This is a genomic window from Ruegeria sp. AB5 (assembly GCF_056542645.1).
Genome location: NZ_JBQGAE010000018.1, coordinates 16,580 through 33,877 on the forward strand (window position 1 = coordinate 16,580; position 17,298 = coordinate 33,877).

General features: G+C 59.2%; 16 protein-coding genes. 8 read left to right on the forward strand and 8 right to left on the reverse strand.

The genetic code is table 11. The annotated features are described in order from the left end of the window. Window positions 1-2: 2 nt before the first annotated feature. Both ACR0L4_RS20775 and ACR0L4_RS20780 read right to left on the reverse strand, forming a co-directional pair. Window positions 3-767, reverse strand: a complete 765-nt coding sequence (locus ACR0L4_RS20775; RefSeq protein ID WP_170751676.1) for a transporter substrate-binding domain-containing protein — start codon at window positions 765-767, stop codon at window positions 3-5. Between the two features lie 37 nt (window positions 768-804). Continuing rightward, window positions 805-1,602: an ABC transporter ATP-binding protein gene (locus tag ACR0L4_RS20780; RefSeq protein WP_480514895.1), complete on the reverse strand. Its 798-nt coding sequence runs from the start codon at window positions 1,600-1,602 to the stop codon at window positions 805-807. A gap of 94 nt (window positions 1,603-1,696) precedes the next feature. Between ACR0L4_RS20780 and ACR0L4_RS20785 the strand changes: the two genes are divergently transcribed. From ACR0L4_RS20785 to ACR0L4_RS20805, 5 genes are all read left to right on the forward strand, one after another. Then, window positions 1,697-2,344, forward strand: coding sequence for a TetR/AcrR family transcriptional regulator (locus tag ACR0L4_RS20785; RefSeq protein WP_480514896.1), 648 nt, complete (start codon window positions 1,697-1,699; stop codon window positions 2,342-2,344). Further along, window positions 2,341-3,525 (forward strand): pyridoxal phosphate-dependent aminotransferase, encoded by a 1,185-nt coding sequence (locus tag ACR0L4_RS20790; protein WP_480514897.1) that lies wholly within the window; start codon window positions 2,341-2,343, stop codon window positions 3,523-3,525. The genes ACR0L4_RS20785 and ACR0L4_RS20790 overlap by 4 nt, the downstream gene beginning before the upstream one ends. Next, window positions 3,522-5,126: a 5-guanidino-2-oxopentanoate decarboxylase gene (locus tag ACR0L4_RS20795; RefSeq protein WP_480514898.1), complete on the forward strand. Its 1,605-nt coding sequence runs from the start codon at window positions 3,522-3,524 to the stop codon at window positions 5,124-5,126. Before ACR0L4_RS20790 ends, ACR0L4_RS20795 begins: the two co-directional genes overlap by 4 nt. A 3-nt stretch (window positions 5,127-5,129) precedes the next feature. After that, entirely contained in the window at window positions 5,130-5,912 is a 783-nt protein-coding gene (locus tag ACR0L4_RS20800) for an arginine deiminase family protein (protein WP_480514899.1), read from the forward strand. A 429-nt stretch (window positions 5,913-6,341) separates the two neighbouring features. Then, window positions 6,342-7,340 carry a LacI family DNA-binding transcriptional regulator gene (locus tag ACR0L4_RS20805; RefSeq protein WP_480514900.1) on the forward strand — a complete coding sequence of 333 codons (999 nt, stop codon included), beginning with the start codon at window positions 6,342-6,344 and terminating at the stop codon, window positions 7,338-7,340. Here ACR0L4_RS20805 and ACR0L4_RS20810 read toward each other — a convergent pair whose 3' ends face one another. Together ACR0L4_RS20810 and ACR0L4_RS20815 are read right to left on the reverse strand one after the other, a co-directional pair. Next, complete coding sequence (locus ACR0L4_RS20810; RefSeq protein WP_480514901.1) at window positions 7,341-8,474, reverse strand: Gfo/Idh/MocA family protein; 1,134 nt, start codon at window positions 8,472-8,474, stop codon at window positions 7,341-7,343. Window positions 8,475-8,511: 37 nt separating this feature from the next. Next, a complete protein-coding gene (locus ACR0L4_RS20815; protein WP_480514902.1) occupies window positions 8,512-9,615 on the reverse strand; it encodes a Gfo/Idh/MocA family protein in 1,104 nt (367 codons plus the stop codon). Between the two features lie 112 nt (window positions 9,616-9,727). On the opposite strand from ACR0L4_RS20815, the gene iolC reads away from it, so the two are divergent. Genes iolC through ACR0L4_RS20830 form a run of 3 tightly spaced genes read left to right on the forward strand, consistent with a single transcriptional unit; the run spans window position 9,728 to window position 12,396 of the window. Further along, window positions 9,728-10,708: a 5-dehydro-2-deoxygluconokinase gene (iolC, locus tag ACR0L4_RS20820; protein WP_480514903.1), complete on the forward strand. Its 981-nt coding sequence runs from the start codon at window positions 9,728-9,730 to the stop codon at window positions 10,706-10,708. 9 nt (window positions 10,709-10,717) lie between these two features. Then, a complete protein-coding gene (locus tag ACR0L4_RS20825) occupies window positions 10,718-11,554 on the forward strand; it encodes a 5-deoxy-glucuronate isomerase (protein WP_480514904.1) in 837 nt (278 codons plus the stop codon). After that, window positions 11,551-12,396 (forward strand): class II fructose-bisphosphate aldolase, encoded by an 846-nt coding sequence (locus ACR0L4_RS20830; protein ID WP_480514905.1) that lies wholly within the window; start codon window positions 11,551-11,553, stop codon window positions 12,394-12,396. The genes ACR0L4_RS20825 and ACR0L4_RS20830 overlap by 4 nt, the downstream gene beginning before the upstream one ends. A gap of 23 nt (window positions 12,397-12,419) precedes the next feature. Here the strand turns inward: ACR0L4_RS20830 and iolB are convergent, their stop codons facing one another. Genes iolB through iolD form a run of 4 tightly spaced genes read right to left on the reverse strand, consistent with a single transcriptional unit; the run spans window position 12,420 to window position 17,231 of the window. Then, window positions 12,420-13,226 (reverse strand): 5-deoxy-glucuronate isomerase, encoded by an 807-nt coding sequence (iolB, locus tag ACR0L4_RS20835; RefSeq protein WP_480514906.1) that lies wholly within the window; start codon window positions 13,224-13,226, stop codon window positions 12,420-12,422. Between the two features lie 46 nt (window positions 13,227-13,272). Then, the gene (locus tag ACR0L4_RS20840; protein ID WP_480514907.1) at window positions 13,273-14,454 is read right to left on the reverse strand and encodes a phytanoyl-CoA dioxygenase family protein; all 1,182 of its coding nucleotides are present in this window, start codon (window positions 14,452-14,454) and stop codon (window positions 13,273-13,275) included. A 48-nt stretch (window positions 14,455-14,502) separates the two neighbouring features. Next, complete coding sequence (gene iolE, locus ACR0L4_RS20845) at window positions 14,503-15,402, reverse strand: myo-inosose-2 dehydratase (protein ID WP_480514908.1); 900 nt, start codon at window positions 15,400-15,402, stop codon at window positions 14,503-14,505. Next, the gene (gene iolD, locus ACR0L4_RS20850; protein ID WP_480514909.1) at window positions 15,399-17,231 is read right to left on the reverse strand and encodes a 3D-(3,5/4)-trihydroxycyclohexane-1,2-dione acylhydrolase (decyclizing); all 1,833 of its coding nucleotides are present in this window, start codon (window positions 17,229-17,231) and stop codon (window positions 15,399-15,401) included. Before iolD ends, iolE begins: the two co-directional genes overlap by 4 nt. Between the last annotated feature and the right edge of the window lie 67 nt (window positions 17,232-17,298).

Here is a 17,298-nt window from a genome sequence, read left to right on the forward strand (position 1 = left end):
CCTTAGTAGATGCTGGTCGTGAAATAGCCCGAGGTGATTTTCTCGTGGGTGCCATCGGCCAGGATCGCCGCAATACCCTTGTTCAGCGCCTCCAAAAGCTCGGTTTCGCCTTTGCGCACGCCAGCGCCGACACCACGGCCCAGGATCGCCGGGTCATCCGCAACGGCACCCTTGATCTCGCAGCAGGCACCATTGTCCGAGTTCACGAAATCCGCCATTGCAATGCTGTCCGCCTGGGTCGCGTCGATGCGGCCCGCAAACAGGTCCTGATTGGCCTCATCCTGAGTCTGATACACTTTCAGCTCTGAGTCCTTGAAATACTCCTGTGCATAAGCCTGGTGAATGGTCGAGGCCTGAATGCCGACGATCTTGCCAGCCAGCGACTCGGGGGTCGGCTCGATGTCCATCGATTTGTCCGCCACGATCACTGCGGGGGTGTTGTAATACGCGTCACTGAAGTCGATGGATTTCAACCGCTCTTCAGTGATCGACATCGATGCCATGATCGCGTCGATCTGCTGGCCGGTCAGCGAGGGAATGATACCGTCCCAGGCAACAGGAGTGATCACGCAGTCCAGCTCGGCTGCGGCGCAGACGGCATTGATAACCTCGATTTCCCAGCCGACCCAATTGCCCGAGCTGTCAGGTGAGGCAAACGGTGGATAAGGTTCGGCTGCGATGCCGATCTTGACTTGTTCGGCTGCAACAGCGCTTGCGGTCAGAACGGCAACGGCAGAGGCCGCAGTCAGTAGTGATTTGAGTTTCATAGGTTACTCCCTGTTGATATTATTTGGTTTTTTAGCATCAGCCGACTGAACTGAGGAACTGTTTCAGCCGCTCGGATTGCGGATTGCCAAAGATCTCGGCAGGTGGTCCCTGCTCTTCGATGCGACCTTGGTAAATGTAAACTACGTGGTTCGCGACTTCGCGTGCGAATTTCATCTCATGCGTGACCAGCAGCATGGTGCGCCCTTCGGACGCCAGATCACGGATTACCGTGAGAACTTCACCAACAAGTTCAGGATCAAGAGCCGATGTTGGCTCATCAAACAGCATCGCTGAAGGATCCACCGCCAGCGCCCGCGCAATAGCGGCCCTTTGTTGCTGGCCACCTGACAGATAGGCGGGGAATGTGTCCTCTTTGCCGCCCAGCCCGACCCGGACCAACAATTCGCGCGCGCGTTCAATTGCTTCGGATTTTGGAACCTTCAGCACGTGTACCGGGACCTCGATCACGTTTTCCAGGAGTGTCCGATGAGACCAAAGATTGAACTGCTGAAACACCATGGCCAACTTGGTTCGAATTCGTTCGATCTGTTTCTGGCTTGCCGGGCTGCCATCGGCCCGCATTGCCACTTCCTCGCCGCCGATAATGATCTTGCCGGAACTCGGTGTCTCCAGAAAATTGATACACCGCAGCATGGTCGACTTGCCTGAACCGGACCCACCAATGATCGCCACGACATCACCCTGGTGCGCTGTCAGATCCACGCCTTTCAGCACCTCCAGATTTCCAAAGGACTTGTGCAAGTCCTCGACCCGGATCGCCTCGCGGCGTGTGTCCGGCTGGTGAACTGATGCGGCAGCGGCGGCTGTGTCCATTTATCTGTGCCCTCAATTTTCTGATTGCAGTAAGCCGCGAACCCAGTAATTATGCAAGCGTATAATTGCTGGACTCGGCAAAAAAGGAACCATCGTGCGCGAAGAACGCAAAAAATTCAGGCGCGAGTCGGCAGAGTCCCGGCAGGAAGCGTTGATTCTGGCAACGCTTGACCTGGTTGCAGAACAAGGCGTTCGCGGCGCCACTGTCCGGGGAATCGCCGAACGCGCAAATGTCACCCAAGGACTGATCCGTCACTACTTCAGCTCGAAGGAAGAGCTGATCGTTGCCGCCTACGAAAACCATATGAACACGATGACCGATCAAACCTTTGCACCGGCAAACGGTCCGGCAGTCAGTGCCAATGCCCGACTGGCCGCTTTCGTGAAGGCGTCTTTGACACCTCCGGTTGTCGATCCGCGTGCCATCGCACTTTGGGCCAGCTTTCTGAACAAAGTGCAGCGGGACCCGCAGATGAAGGCAACGCACGAACGCACCTACGCGTATTTTCGGGATCAGCTTGAAGGGTTGATTGCCGCCTCGCTGAAAGAAGCGAACCGTTCGGCATCCCCTGCCCGATTGCGGCAACTGGCGATCGCCTGCAACGCGGTAATCGACGGTCTCTGGCTGGAAGGCGGCGCCCTGCCTGATGCCTTTGTACCGGGAGAGCTGGTTGAAATCGGCATGCAATCGGTTTCCGCCATCATTGATTTGGATCTAACGCAGGAGAGCGAGCCCAAATGAGGGTCACAGCAATTACCAAACGGCTGGCCGGCCTTGGCGGCGGCAAATGGGAAGTCCACCTGAAAGCCCGGGCGATGGTCGAGGCCGGTGCCGATCTGGTGGAAATGACCATTGGTGAACCGGACGTCCCAACCCCGCAAGAATTGCGCGATGCAGCGGCTTCGGCTTTGCAAGCGGGCCGAACCGGGTATTCTAACGGTCGCGGCGAGGCCGGGCTGTGCGCGGCCATAGCTGCGGCCTATACCGCGACCCGCGGACGCAAGTTTCTGCCGGAAAACGTTCTCTGTTTCCCGGGAACCCAGACCGCGCTTTTTACCGTGATGCAAGGCGTTGCCGAAGCCGGGACCGAGGTGCTTGTGGGCGATCCGATGTATGCCACTTATGAAGGCGTTATTCGCGCCTCCGGGGCCGAACCCGTCCCGGTGCCGCTGCGCCCCGAAAACGGATTCCGGCTTCAGGCCGCCGACCTCTCCGCGCGTATCACACCAAAAAGCTGCGCCATATTGCTCACAACCCCGCACAACCCAACCGGCGCGATCCTGAATGCCGAGGATTTGCGGGAAATCGGCGAGCTCGCGATTAAGCACGACCTTTGGATTATCTCGGACGAAGTATACGAGCATCTGGTGTTCGAAGGCGCGGAATTTGTCTCCCCTCTCTCTCAACCGGATCTGGCGGACAGGGTCATAGCTGTCTCATCGATTTCCAAATCTCATGCCGCTCCGGGTTTTCGCAGCGGTTGGTGCGTGGGTCCGGCCGAGTTCTGCAATGCAGTGCTGCCGGTCTCGGAAACGATGCTGTTCGGAAACCAACCGTTCATTGCCGACATGACAGAAAAAGCCGTACGCGAAGGGTCGTCGGTCGCCGCAGGCATGGCCTCGCGCTTCGCAGCCCGGGCCGCCCTGCTGGAACACCGTCTTCACACCGAAACCGAACTGACGGTCCACAGCCCGGATGCGGGCATGTTCGCCCTGGTCAACGTCTCGGCCAGCGGAATGGACGGCGACGCCTATGCCTGGGATCTGTTGGCGCAAGGTGTTTCGGTTATGCCCGGCTCTGCCTTTGGCGAAAGCCTCAAGGATTGGGTTCGGGTCGCCCTTACCATCGACGACGACCGTTTCGCTATCGCGCTGGACCGTATCGTCGACCACGCAATCCGCAATAAACGGAGCGTTGCATGACCCATCAAACAGTTGGTGAGGTGCTGGTCGCCGAGCTGAAGCAACGGGGCGTGTCCTGTGTATTCGGCATTCCCGGTGTGCACACGGTCGAGCTATACCGGGGTCTTGCGGCCTCGGGTATCCAACATGTGACGCCGAGGCACGAACAGGGCGCAGGTTTCATGGCGGACGGCTATGCACGGGTTTCGGGAAAACCCGGCGTCGCTTTCGTCATTACTGGCCCCGGCCTGACAAACACATTGACACCCATGGCCCAGGCACGCGCGGATTCAGTTCCGATGTTGGTGATTTCGGGCGTCAACAAAAATGGCACGCTGAATCAAGGTCTTGGCCACCTGCACGAGTTGCCCGACCAGCATGCGTTGGCCAAAACGGTCGCGCTGGTGTCCGAGCACATCGCACATCCTCACGACCTGAGCGCGGCATTGGACCGCGCTTTTGCCCCCTTCTCGATGGGGCGGCCCGGGCCAACACATATCCAGATACCTCTGGACGTCGCGGGCCTGGCTGCGAACAGTACCCTGGCCGTACAAGACAATGCCCGACCGGCGCTGGATACAACCTTGATCCAACAGGCGGCAGACCAGTTATCGGCTGCGAGCAATGTTGTCATTCTGGCAGGTGGCGGAACGAAAACGGCCGGGGCGAACCTGCAAGCCCTGGCAGAACGCCTGGACGCTCCGGTGGTGCAAACGGTCAACGCACGTGGCCTAATGCACGGACATCCCCTTACGGTACCCGCCAGCCCCAGCTTGCAAGCTGTCCGGGACCTGATCGAAGACGCCGATTGCGTGCTCGCTTTGGGGACCGAGTTGGGCCCGACCGACTATGACATGTATGCCACTGGAAGCATGGCAAAGATGACCGGGCTGATACGCGTGGATATCTGCCCGGATCAATTGGCCCGCCACCGTGCTGACATTACCATCGAGGGCCACGCCGATGACGCCATATCTGCGGTGTTGACGTCCCTGCCGGGTAGATCAAATCGAGACCAGGGGGCCGCCCGTGCCGAAAGAACCCGTGCTGCAGCCCTCGAGGAAATTGGTCCGGATTATCGCGCGCAGGTCGAGATTCTGAACGCCATACGTCAGGCTGTACCGGATGCGCTGCTGATCGGAGATTCCACTCAACCAATCTATGCGGGCAATCTCTACTACGATCACGACCGCCCCGGCGGCTGGTTCAACGCAGCCACAGGATATGGCGCACTAGGCTATGGTATTCCTGCTGCTATCGGCGCAGCCCTTGCCGCGCCTGGGGCTCCGGTCATCTGCATTGCTGGCGACGGCGGAGCCCAATTCTCACTGCCCGAGATCATGGCCGCAGTCGACCAAAACCTGTGCATCACCTTCATTGTCTGGAACAACCACGGCTATGGTGAGATCGCAACCTCGATGCAGGCTGTGGATGTCGACGTGATCGGTTGCGACCCGACCCCGCCAGATTTTGCCGCCACCGCCGCATCATTCGGTATCCCTCATACACGCGTCCGACCGGATCCGCAGACCATTGCAACTGCTCTGGCTGAGGCCCGCAAATACAATTGCCCCTCCATCTTGGAAATCGAAATTGCCGGACGCAATCCGGCTCAGGAGTGACCCATGCGAAATCCGACCTTTGAGTTTACCCGCGCCATCACCCGTCGGCCCGCTTCGACCATTGCAGCTGGCCTGCGCGCCGAGGACATCGGCAATCCCAGTCTCGACGATATGATGGCTGCGCATTCGGCTTACGTGGCGGCCCTGCGCAGCACCGGCGCCGAGGTGATCGAGCTTGGGGCTCTCGAGGCATTCCCAGACGCCCAATTTGTCGAGGACACCGCGTTGTGCCTGCCGCAAGGCGCTATCCTCATGCGGCCCGGAGCCCCCTCTCGACTGGGGGAAGTGGCTGAAATTGCACCAACAATACGGGCCTGCTATGACGATGTTCGTGAAATCAAGGGCCCGGGTCATGTTGAAGGGGGCGACATCCTTGTCACCGACAAGGAAATCCTTGTCGGGCGCTCTGATCGGACGGACGCGGCTGGCGTTGCGGAATTGACCGAAATTGCCGACGAATGGGGTCACGCGCTGCGCGAGGTTTTCACACCGGAAGGCGTTTTGCATTTCAAAACCGATTGCTCGTTGATGGATGCTGAAACGATCCTTTCGACCAAGCGTCTTGATGCATCCGGCTGTTTCCAAGGCTACCGGGTCCTGCATGTGGCCGAAGGCGAAGAAGCTGCGGCCAATGCAATCCGCTTCAACAACCTCGTGCTGATGGCCTCAGGTTTTCCGCGCACAGCCGAGATGTTGGACAAGGCAGGCTATGAGATCGTTCAGATCGACAACACTGACTGCGCCAAGCTGGATGGAGGCATGTCCTGCCTGTCCCTTAGGTTCTGAGCCCTGAAACAGGTGACGGCACCACTGTCGCCTTCCCGGCAGAATTCCTCAGCGTGCGCGCATATCTTCAGATATGCACGTGCGTGTCGCTTTGGGAGAAACGCTTTAGGTTTTGTGGTTACGTGATTTGGGCAATCTAAGTGCATCTGTTTTGCAACTAGGGCAGGGTTCAGTGTATTGCGGATGTTTCGTTTTGCGGTGTACGAACAGGCGACATTGAAGCGTGAAGTCAACACTTGGGGAAATGCGGCCGTTGGCACGAACAGAGCCTCTCAACACACGCGAGCTCTCCAGAACGCCCAAAGACAGGTTGGCGACTGCAACGGCCGGGCGTTGCAACCGGTTGCAGCACTTGGCCGATAGTGCGTATTATCGTGGTATGAGGCAGTCCAAATCTCTTAGCCCCTCGCGACTGGGGGCGCATACAGAATGAGTGCGACCCTGAAAGACGTTGCAGCCCTTGCTGGCGTGTCGCGCTCGGCCGTTTCGCGCACCTTTACCGAAGGCGCCTCGGTGTCGGCCAAGACGCGCAGCAAAGTCGAAAAGGCGGCAAAAGAACTGGGATACAGCCCGAACGCGCTGGCGTCCTCGCTCACGACCGGACGGACAAAGCTGATCGGGCTGATCTCGAACAACTTTCACAACCCGATCTTTCTTGAGGTGTTCGATCAGTTCACCCGCGCCTTGCAAGAGCGCGGATTGCGCCCGTTGATTGTCAATCTGACGGACGAAACCGAGCCGTCCAACTCTGTTCGGATGTTGCGCCAATATTCGGTCGATGCGGTGATCGTGGCATCGTCGACCTTGCCGCCCAGCTTTGCCAAGGCTTTCCACGATGCAGGCGTGCCGGTCGTTCACACATTTGGTCGTTCCGCCACCTCACCCGAAGTACACGTCGTGGGTATCGACAACGTGGAATGCGGGCGCATGGCCGCGCGGGAACTGGTAGCGCGCGGGTATGATCACGTCGGGTATCTGGGCGGACCGAAAGATGCAACCTCGGCCATGGACCGGTATCGAGGGTTCATCGAAGAAGTCGGGCAGCATCCGCAGGTGCAGATGTCTCATTCTTTCGCAGACAACTATTCGTTCGAGGCCGGGCGGGCTGAAATGCTGCGTTTGTTGCAAGGCTCTCCGGCGGAGGGGTACTTCTGCGGAGATGACATCCTCTCAATCGGTGCGCTTTCGGCCCTCAAGGATCACGGGCTGACACCGGGTCGCGACATCGGCATCATCGGTCTGAACGATATGGAAATGGCCCGTTGGCAAAACGTGGACCTGACGACAATTCACCAGCCGATCAAACAAATCATCACAGCCTCGGTCGATCTGGTCGAAGAGATGCTCAAAGAGCCTCAGAGATACCCCGAGGCCCGGATTTTCCCTTGCCGTGTCATCGAACGGGGTACGTTGCGACCCCGTCCCTGACTATCGGAACATAGGCGGGCGGGCGTCTTTCCAGGCCCCATCCTCTTTACCCGATGCAACCGCGGCATGAACGGCTGCAATCGAACGCACGCCATCTGCTGCCCCAGGCAGCCCATCGCGCTGCTCGCCCCGGATTGCGTCCGCCAGATCGCAGTAGATATTGGCCACAGCCAACGGAAAGCCCTCGGGATGGGCAATGGCGACGCGGGACAGGCGCTGAACCTCGTCGTGCAGCCCGTCTTCACCCTTTTCGATGATCTGGGTACGCCCACCGACCGGGGTGTAAATCAGTTGGTTCGGTTGTTCCGACGCCCAGCGCAAACCACCGGTTTCGCCAAAGACCTGAATGTCAAACCCGTGCTGGCGCCCAATGGCGACAGATGAGGTCCACAACCGCCCGACCGTGCCATTTTCCATGCGGAAATTGACCATCGCGTCGTCTTCCAGTTCCCGGCTGGAGATGGTCGAGGCCATGTCTGCGGACAATGTTTTCACCTCATCACTACAGATGAAACTGGCCATATGCAGCGCATGAATGCCACAATCCGCGAACTGGCCCGAGACACCGGCCAAAGCAGGATCATAGCGCCAGCGGACACGCGGATTGTCAGCATCCGTGGCGTCGCCATGGTGGCCGTGGCTGAAGTTGGTGACAACCAGACGAACCTTGCCGAGGTCCCCCGCCCGAACCATGGCGCGGGCCTGACGGACCATCGGATAGGCCGAGTAGCAATAGTTCACCGCACAGATCCTGCCCGAGGCCTCGGCCACGCGCACGATTTCTTCGCCCTCGTCCACCGTCATGGTCATCGGCTTTTCGCACAGCACATTGAACCCGGCCTCCAGATAGGCTTTGGCGATTTCAAAATGGGTCGAGTTTGGCGTGGCAATCGTGACCAGATCAATCCGGTCGTCCCGGTATTTCTCTCCGGCCAACATCTCGTGCCAGTCTCCATATGCGCGGTCCGCAGCGATGCCCAGACGCCGAGCATAGTCTCGGCCCAAGTCCGGGCGATGATCCAAAGCGCCCGCCGCAAAGTCAAACATACCGTCCGCCTGCGCACCCAACCGGTGGGCGGGTCCGATCTGGCTGCCCTCGCCACCACCGATCATGCCCCATTTCAGCTTTGCCATGGTCATTGTCTCTCAATCAAATTGCAGGAGTGTGCGATCAGAAATCGCTGATGTCTTTCCATTGCCGCTGGTCCGAAGAGGCCAGCGCTGCAGCCAGCACCCGGTTGACCTCATGCCCGTCACGGAAGGTTGGCCAAATCGCCTTACCGGTATGGATCGCTTGAAGGAAATCCTTGGCCTCGATGATAATCTGGTCCTGATAGCCGGTGCCGTGGCCGGGACCCAGACAGAAGGGTTCATAATCCGGATGCGCCGGACCGGTCAGGATCTTGGTAAAGCCACGCTGCGCCTCGGGGCCTTCGCGCCGATAGAGCCACAGCGCATTCTGATCTTCCTGATCAAACCGGATTGCGCCCTTTGTGCCCGAAATTTCATAGGCGTACCCCATCTTGCGGCCCGTCGCGACGCGACTGAAATAGAGGTTTCCCATAACACCGTTTTCAAACCGGCACATCATCTGCGCATGGTCGTCATTTGTCACCTCACCGCCGGGCCGCAAGCGATGCACGGTTTCCACATCCGCCATGACCTGTGCAATCGGGCCTATCAAAGCCAGCGCACCGTTCACCATGTGCGGGGCCAGATCGCCGATCGTCCCGTTTGACATACCGGTTGTGCGCCAAGTGGCGGGGGCCGAGGGATCAGCGTAAAAATCCTCGGTATGCTCTCCGCGAAACCACGTGACATCGCCAATCTCGCCATCTGAAATCAATTGGCGTGCGTATTGGCTGGCCGGAGTTCTGATGTAATTGAAGCCAACCATATTGACGACGCCCGCACGGTCAGCCGCGTTCACCAACGTCTGACTGTCCTCAATCGATGCGCCCAGTGGTTTTTCGCACAGTACTGGCTTGCCCAGCGCAAAAGCCGCCTCGGCAATCTGGCGGTGGGTTTCCTGCGGAGAGGCAATAACCACAGCCTCGACCTTTGGATCATCGACCAGCGCCTGCCAGTCTGCGGTCGCGCGGTGAAATCCATAAGCCACGCGATAGCGTTCTGCGCTATCAGGGCTTGACGCGCAGATTACCTCAAGCCGAGGTCTGAGGGCTGTGTTGAACACGGCCCCAACGGCGGACATGGCGACGGAATGCGCCTTGCCCATATAGCCGCCACCCACGATTCCAATTCCGATTTCTGGCATCCGTCACGGCTCCGAACATACTATTTGCAACCGGTTGCAAAATCAGTATCGTGTGAAGCGATTCAACGCAAGGTCCATCTTTGCCAACCCCAGATTGCCGGAGGAACATGACGTGAGCGCTTTGCTAGACGGCATCAAAGGAAACCGTTTTGCTGTTTTCGGACGTGCCGGCATGGACCTGTTTGCCGACCCCATCGGGGTCAAAAGCGAAGAGGCCGGGACGTTCCATGCTGACCTGGGTGGGTCGTCGGCCAATATCTGCGCGGGCTTGGTTAAACTGGGCAGCCAGGCAGCGCTGATCACCTCGGTCTCGGACGATGCCGTCGGCCGGTTTTGTCTGAACCGGTTGGCTGAGTATGGCGTTGACGCTCGTTATGTCCGTATTCTGGGGGGCGAGTTTCGCACCTCGCTTGCGCTCTATGAAAGCCGAACCGAGAATTTCCAGAACGTCATCTATCGCAACGGCGCCGTCGACTTTCAGGTCACCCAAGATGATGTCGACCGGGTCAGCTATGAGGATTTCACAGCCGTCCTGTCAGCCGGAACCGTTTTTGCCTCGGAGCCGTCTCGCAGCGCTACTTTCCGGGCCTTGGAGAATGCGCAGAAGGCGGGGCTGCCCGTGATCTTTGACATCGACTATCGCCCCTATAGCTGGCCGTCCCCACAGGTGGCCGCGGATGTGCTGTCCCGCGCCGGAGAGGCCAGCGACCTGATCGTCGGCAATGATGAAGAGTTCGGCTTCATGGCCGGCGACATCAAAAAGGGGTTCGAAAAAGCCCGAGAGCTGGCGAAGAAACCGGGCCGGGTTGTCATCTACAAGATGGGCGAAAAAGGCGCCGTGACTCTGGCAGACGGGCAAGAGATCACAACCGGCATCTACCCGGTCAATGCAATCAAACCCGTAGGCGCAGGGGACAGTTTTATGGCTGGGCTTCTCGCCTCAATCGCGGCAGGTTTTACGCTGGAAGACGCCGTCATGCGTGGCTCGGCCTGTGCGTCGATCGTCGTCTCGAAGCCCGGATGCGCGCCCGCCATGCCAACGACCCCGGAACTGGATGCGTTTTTGGCTGATCATCCCGGCCCGACCACATAGGAGACCCCCATGCATATCGCGCCATATGACAATCAGAACAAACCTATCGTCGATGCCGACGACTCGTTGGTTCCGCTGAACTATTTCAATATCGTCAAACTGAAGAAGGGTGAGGCCTTCGAGTATCAGGTGCCGGGCTATGAGACCTGCATCGTCCCCGCAACCGGCAGCGTGGATGTCGACGTCGAAGGCGTGCCCTTCGCCAGACTTGGCAACCGAGGTGAGGATGTCTGGGATGGTGAGCCCGAGGGCGTTTACGTGCCGGTTGGTGCCAAAACACAGATGGTCTGCGTGTCGGACCAAACCGAAGTGTTCATCGCCGGGGCCAGATACGACAAAGTGCTGGATCCTTTTGACGTCCGCACCCATGACCTTGTGCAATACGGTAGCGACGACACGAAAACGCATCGCAAGATCAAGCACATCCTAGGTCAGAAACAGCACGACAAAGTCGGTCGCCTGTTGGTCAGCGAATTGTTCACTGTCGGTCAGGGCGGCTGGTCGGGCTTCCCCAGTCACAAGCATGATACCAACCGCTTGCCAGATGAAACACGCCATGACGAGACCTATAACTTCCGCTTCAAACCCAACTGGGGTTCGGGCCTGCAGATGCTGCAGCGCGAGGACAATGAACCGGGCGATGCCTACCACATCGTTGATGGTTCGACGATCTGCATCGACAAAGGCTACCATCCGTGTTGTGTGTTGCCAGGGTATGAGATGTATTATTTCACCATCCTTGGCGGTCTCAGCCAACGCTCGCTGGTGCAGTATTTCCAACCGACACACGCCTATCAGGTCGAAACGATCCCGGGCATCAAAGACATGATCGCCAAGTTCAAATGACCCTCGTCACACTGAAAGACGTTCTGCAACCGGCCTATGATCAAGGCTATGCGGTAGGTGGCCTTGTGACCCTCGGGTGGGAAGACATGCGCGCTTATGTAGCCGCAGCCGAGGCCGAAAACGTCCCCGTCATTCTACAGGCCGGCCCCAGCTGTCGTGAGCATACGCCGCTGCCTGTTCTGGGTAAAATGTTCCGGCATCTGGCCGAGAATGCCTCGGTCCCGGTGGTCGCCCATCTGGACCACGGGTATACCTTTGAAGAGTGCAGGATCGCCCTGGACAGTGGTTTTACATCGCTGATGTTTGATGGGTCGCGCAAGCCTTTGCAACAGAACATTGATGAAACCGCTGCCATTGCCGAAATGGCCCACACCGCTGGCATATCCTGCGAAGGTGAGATCGGCTTCGTTGGGTATTCCGGCGGCGAGGGCTCGAACGGAACAGTCCCCGATGAAGCCGCCAGGTTTGCCCGTGACAGCGGCGTGGATGCGATGGCAATTTCGGTCGGCAATGTCCATTTGCAGCAAAACAAGGAGGGTGGTCTGGATGAAGACCGCATCAACCGGATCGATGCGATGACCGACATACCGTTGGTCATACACGGTGGGTCAGGCGTGCCGGTCGAACAGCGAATACGACTCGCCCGTCAAACCTCGATCTGCAAGTTCAACATCGGGACCGAACTGCGTATGGCGTTTGGCGCTGCCCTGCGCGAGGCCGTCAACCGCGACCCGGACAGGTTCGATCGCGTTTCCATTCTGAAAGAGACCCACGACCCGGTTGAAGCCGCCGCGCGTGTGGTCCTGCGCGCATTTGGTGCGCCTTCGCAAGGTCAGGGGTAACGGGACCTGAAACAGAGCGGGCGTTACGCGTCCCGCTCCATGATCCACTCGACCTCGGGGGCTGCAACAAAGCGCCATTTCCGCAAAGGCCCGGCCATCACGTTCAGGTAATACATCTCGAACCCATAGGGCGCCCCGCAAGGGTGATGACCGCGTGGGACGGTCACGACATCGCCGTCGGAGACTGCCATCGTCTCATCCAACTGGCCGTCATCGGTGTAGACGCGTTGAATCCCAAACCCGTTGGCGGGGTTGAGACGGTGATAATAGATCTCTTCCAGATAGGTGATGCGGGGGTAGTCATCTTCATCGTGGCGGTGGCTGGGGTATGAGGACCAGTGACCATTGGGCGTGAATACCTCGGTCACCAGCAGACTGTCGGCGTAGTCCTCGGCCTCCATAGCGATGTTGTTGATGTAACGCGTGTTTACCCCTTTGCCGCGCTCGGTCAGGACAATGCCATCTGGTCCTATACGCCGTGCCGCGTGCCCGCCAGTGCCCGGGGCCGAACAAACGGCAATGACGCAATCTGTTTCTGCTACGGCTTCCCATTCGGTTCCGTTGGGCAGGTACAGGCAATGCGGCGGAGTTTTCTCGAACACGTCCATCCGATCACCCAGAATGCCCCAATCCTGACCCGCCCCGGTGATCTGTGCCTTGCCCTCGACCATCACCAGAATGACCTCACGATCCCCGGTCAACTCGGCAGCGCGATCACCCGCGCGCAAGTGATACAGGCCGAATCCGACATACCTCCACCCGGCCCCGGCCGGGGTGATATCGTGAACCTTGCCGCGCGAGCCAAAGGGCTTCTTTAGCAGATCTGCCATATTTGTCTCCTTGGAAGGCAGTCCCATCGACCGCCCGCTTCTTGTGTCAGGCAGCCTGTCGTGCATGCAGAGCCGAGAGTGCCTCGGCCAGTTGCGTCTCGGTCCAGCCTTCCGTGACCGCACGGCGCAGAATATCCGCCTGACTGTCTGGCGCATTGCCCCCGACCGGAGGGTCGGTGTCCAGATTGGTCGGGAACGGATAGCCCTCTGCCGTGGCCGCAATCGCCGCCTCCAACTCAGCCCCGTCCAACACCCCGCGTCGCGTCAAAGCGACAAGTGACGGGAACGCGGCCACTGACATTGCCTGACGATCCACAGCCTCCATCGCACGCCCGAAGGCCGAGGAGACCTGCAACAGATTCGCCATCCGTTGAATGTCCGAGCTGTAGTTTTCACCTGCCGCATGGAACAGGGCGGGGTTGAAGAACACCGCATCGCCCTTCTTCAGCGGCAACTGGATATGGGTGTCCTCAAAATGCGCCCTGTGAGCGGCATCGTGGAATGCCAAATACCCCGGTGGATATAGCTGAGAAAACGGCAACAGCTTGGTCGGGCCGCTTTCCACCGGCATGTCGCAATGCGCAATTGCCCCCTGCAGGGTCAGCGTGGCGGTCACAAAATGCGCATGGGCCGGATATCGGGCTGCACTGTCCACGCTTTGAAACCCAAGGTGATAGTCCCGATGCGCCTGTTGTGCCTTGGCACCGGGGCGTACCTGATTGACTTGCGCAGTCACTTGATAGTTCGGTCCAAGCCATGCCTCGCAGGCCGCGGCAATGGATGTGTTTCCGAAATACAGTGCAAACCCTTCAGGGTCGCGCATGCAGTGCTTTTGCAAGGCGTTCCAGACCCGGTCATTGGCACCCGACGCGGCAAAGTGATCGCCTTCACCGGCACCACTCTGACGTTCTTCGTCGATGATCTGGCGAAACACGTCCGTGGCCCGATCTATGACCGAAGTATCCGAATAGGCCCCTCTCAGAGCGATCACCCCGGCGGATTTGTCCAGCACCCTGCCCCATTCGGCCAGCAACGCCCGACGCATGTCAGGCTGTTCCAACACGGGGCGCAGTGCCTGCATGTCATAAACCGGCACGTTCTTTTCAACCCACTGGGCATGGGGCACGGCGTCGGTCGAAAGGGCCTGAGAGGTCAACACCTTGAATTCATCCAGATCACAGGAGTCCCGATCGAAATAGCCAACAGGTCCGAGGTCTTGGTTCACCATGATATGCTCCTTTCTCATGGCTTTTGGTGTTGCCCCGTGGGCTGAGTATTACGCCGCGATCTCCAGCCCTGCTTTTCCGCACACATCGAGAATGTGATCGTAACCCAGCTTAGAGTATTCGTAGGGCGGCGCCTTGGCCGGGTCCTGTTCGGCTTCAACGACGATCCAGCCGTTGTAGTTCATTGCCGTCAGCGCATTCGCGACCGACTGAAAGTCGATGCAGCCATCGCCGGGAACCGTGAACGCCCCTGCAATCACCGCATCCAGAAAGCTGCGGTTGTTTTCCCGTACATCCTGTACCACAGCGGGGCGGATATCCTTGAAATGCACGTGACGTACCCGATCCCCCCAGCGATTCAGGGTCGCCATCACGTCGCCACCGCCAAACAGAAGATGGCCAGTGTCGAAACAAAGGCCCACTTCGGGGCCCGAACCCTCCATCAGCCAGTTCACGTCATCCTCGCTTTCGATGATCGTGCCCATGTGATGATGATAGGCCATCGGCATGCCCTGGTCGGCCATCCACTTCGCCAGTTCGGTGATTTTGGCCGCATAGGCCAGAATCTCGTCTTTGGACAGTTTGGGGCGATCATTGACCGGGGTGCCAATCTGCCCCTGCACGGTATTCGAACACTCGGCATAGACGATGCACGGGCTATCGAGAGCAATAAACTGCTCAACCTGTTCGCGGACGGCGTCCCGTTCCGTCGCGACGTCATTGACCAGCGACGCGCCGGAACACCAGCCACCGCACAACGCGATATCATTGCCTTCAAGGTAGGCGCGCAGACCTTCCGTATCGCTGGGCATCCGCTGGCCGCGCTCCACGCCGGTATAGCCAATCTGGCGCGACTCTTTCAGCGCTTGCTCCATGGTGTAAGCCGCTGTCAGGTCAGGCAGGTCATCGTTCTGCCACGCGATCGGAGAGATCCCGATTTTCACGCTCATTTCGTGTTTCTTTCCTTGATGGCGACTTCGTAGGCCGCACGTTTTTCGTTCACTTCAGGGCGGATGCTGACCTCGGGCACTGCCACTTCCCACCACGTACCGCCGTATTCCGTCGAGGGGTACGGGTCCGTGTCGATGACCACCACATACGGCCCCTTGATGTCGCCGCGTTTGGCCAGCGCATCCTCCAGTTCATTGACCGAGCTGACCTTGACCGATGTGGCCCCCATCGCCGCCGCATGGGCGGCAAAGTCAATGGCTGAGGGCGTCTCGTGCACCGCGTGATCCAGCAGGTTGTTGAACTCGGCCCCGCCGGTCCCCATCTGCAAGCGATTGATGCAACCAAATCCCCGATTGTCCGTTATCACGACGGTGAACGACACGCCCATCATCGCGGCCGTCGCCATTTCCGAGTTTGCCATCATATAGGTGCCGTCGCCGGTAAAGCAGATCACGTCACGCTCGGGCTGGGCCATTTTTATGCCCATCGCACCTGCAATCTCATACCCCATGCAGCTGAATCCGTACTCCATGTGATAGGCTCCAGGCCGGGGCGCTTTCCACAACTTGTGCAATTCGCCGGGCATGGTTCCGGCAGCACACATCACGACCGTATCGTCGTGCGAGGCCCGCTGAACCGCGCCAACCACCTGCATGTCCGTGGGCAGAGCGTTCCCCTCACCCGGCGCGTCGGTCAGCTTGTCCACCTTGCCGAACCAATCTGCCTTGAGTGTGTCGGCAACCGGATCGGCGCTGTAGCCCTGCAAACTCTCGCCCAGTTCTTCCAGCCCAACGCGCGCGTCGGTTTGCAGCGGCATCGCTCCATGCTTTTCGGCGTCATAGGCGGCTGTGTTCAGGCACACCATCTCGCGCTCCGGGTTCGAGAACAGACCCCAGGACCCCGTGGTGAAATCCTGCAATCGCGTACCGACCGCCAGTACCAGATCAGCCTCGGCACAGACGTCATTTGCGGGTTCCCCGCCCGTCACGCCGACAGGGCCAAGGTTCAGCGGGTGATCCCAAGGCAGGGCAGACTTGCCCGCCTGCGTCTCGGCAACGGGGATGTTGTGCGTTTCGACAAAGCTCTGCAATGCATCGGTCGCGCCCGAGTAATGCACCCCGCCCCCTGCGACGATGACCGGGCGTTTGGCTGCCTTGATCGCAGCGACGGCGCGGGCAAGTTCCCCCGCATCCGGGCGAATGCGGCGTTGATACCAGACGCGCGGCTCAAAGAAGCTTTCGGGATAGTCATAGGCCTCGGCCTGCACATCCTGACAGAACGCCAACGTCACCGGCCCGCAATCGGCCGGGTCCGTCATAGTGCGGAAGGCGCGCGGCAAAGCGGTCAGCAGATGTTCGGGGCGCGAGATGCGGTCGTAGTAGCGGCTGACAGGGCGGAAGCAGTCGTTGGCGCTGACGGTCCCGTCGCCGAAGTTTTCGATTTGCTGCAACACCGGGTCCGGGCCACGAGTGGCAAAGACATCGCCAGGCAGCAGCAGAACCGGCAAGCGGTTTGCATGCGCCAATGCCGCCGCCGTCACCATGTTCGTCGCACCCGGCCCGATCGAGGAGGTCACAGCCATTGCCCGAGTGCGACGCATCTGTTTGGCATAGGCGATGGCGCAATGGGCCATGGTCTGCTCGTTGTGGCCGCGATAGGTGGGCAGGCTGTCTTTCACGGCATGCAGCGCCTCACCCAGGCCTGCCACGTTGCCATGGCCAAAAATCGCCCAGACACCGGCGATGTAGGGCTCACCAGCCTCGTTCATCTGCGCACCCAGATAGCGCACCAGTGCCTGCGCTGCGGTCAGTCGGATTGTCTTGCTCATGATAATCCCTTTCAACAGGAGCCCGCCTTATGCGGTCTGCCGTCCCGAGTCGTTTCTCGTCAGTCAG

Bases quoted from the DNA above. Each gene is read 5' to 3' on its own strand.
- ACR0L4_RS20775 (WP_170751676.1), bottom strand. From the start codon at position 767: ATGAAACTCAAATCACTACTGACTGCGGCCTCTGCCGTTGCCGTTCTG.
- ACR0L4_RS20780 (WP_480514895.1), bottom strand. From the start codon at position 1,602: ATGGACACAGCCGCCGCTGCCGCATCAGTTCACCAGCCGGACACACGC.
- ACR0L4_RS20790 (WP_480514897.1), top strand. From the start codon at position 2,341: ATGAGGGTCACAGCAATTACCAAACGGCTGGCCGGCCTTGGCGGCGGC.
- ACR0L4_RS20795 (WP_480514898.1), top strand. From the start codon at position 3,522: ATGACCCATCAAACAGTTGGTGAGGTGCTGGTCGCCGAGCTGAAGCAA.
- ACR0L4_RS20800 (WP_480514899.1), top strand. From the start codon at position 5,130: ATGCGAAATCCGACCTTTGAGTTTACCCGCGCCATCACCCGTCGGCCC.
- ACR0L4_RS20805 (WP_480514900.1), top strand. From the start codon at position 6,342: ATGAGTGCGACCCTGAAAGACGTTGCAGCCCTTGCTGGCGTGTCGCGC.
- ACR0L4_RS20810 (WP_480514901.1), bottom strand. From the start codon at position 8,474: ATGGCAAAGCTGAAATGGGGCATGATCGGTGGTGGCGAGGGCAGCCAG.
- ACR0L4_RS20815 (WP_480514902.1), bottom strand. From the start codon at position 9,615: ATGCCAGAAATCGGAATTGGAATCGTGGGTGGCGGCTATATGGGCAAG.
- ACR0L4_RS20825 (WP_480514904.1), top strand. From the start codon at position 10,718: ATGCATATCGCGCCATATGACAATCAGAACAAACCTATCGTCGATGCC.
- ACR0L4_RS20830 (WP_480514905.1), top strand. From the start codon at position 11,551: ATGACCCTCGTCACACTGAAAGACGTTCTGCAACCGGCCTATGATCAA.
- iolB (WP_480514906.1), bottom strand. From the start codon at position 13,226: ATGGCAGATCTGCTAAAGAAGCCCTTTGGCTCGCGCGGCAAGGTTCAC.
- ACR0L4_RS20840 (WP_480514907.1), bottom strand. From the start codon at position 14,454: ATGGTGAACCAAGACCTCGGACCTGTTGGCTATTTCGATCGGGACTCC.
- iolE (WP_480514908.1), bottom strand. From the start codon at position 15,402: ATGAGCGTGAAAATCGGGATCTCTCCGATCGCGTGGCAGAACGATGAC.
- iolD (WP_480514909.1), bottom strand. From the start codon at position 17,231: ATGAGCAAGACAATCCGACTGACCGCAGCGCAGGCACTGGTGCGCTAT.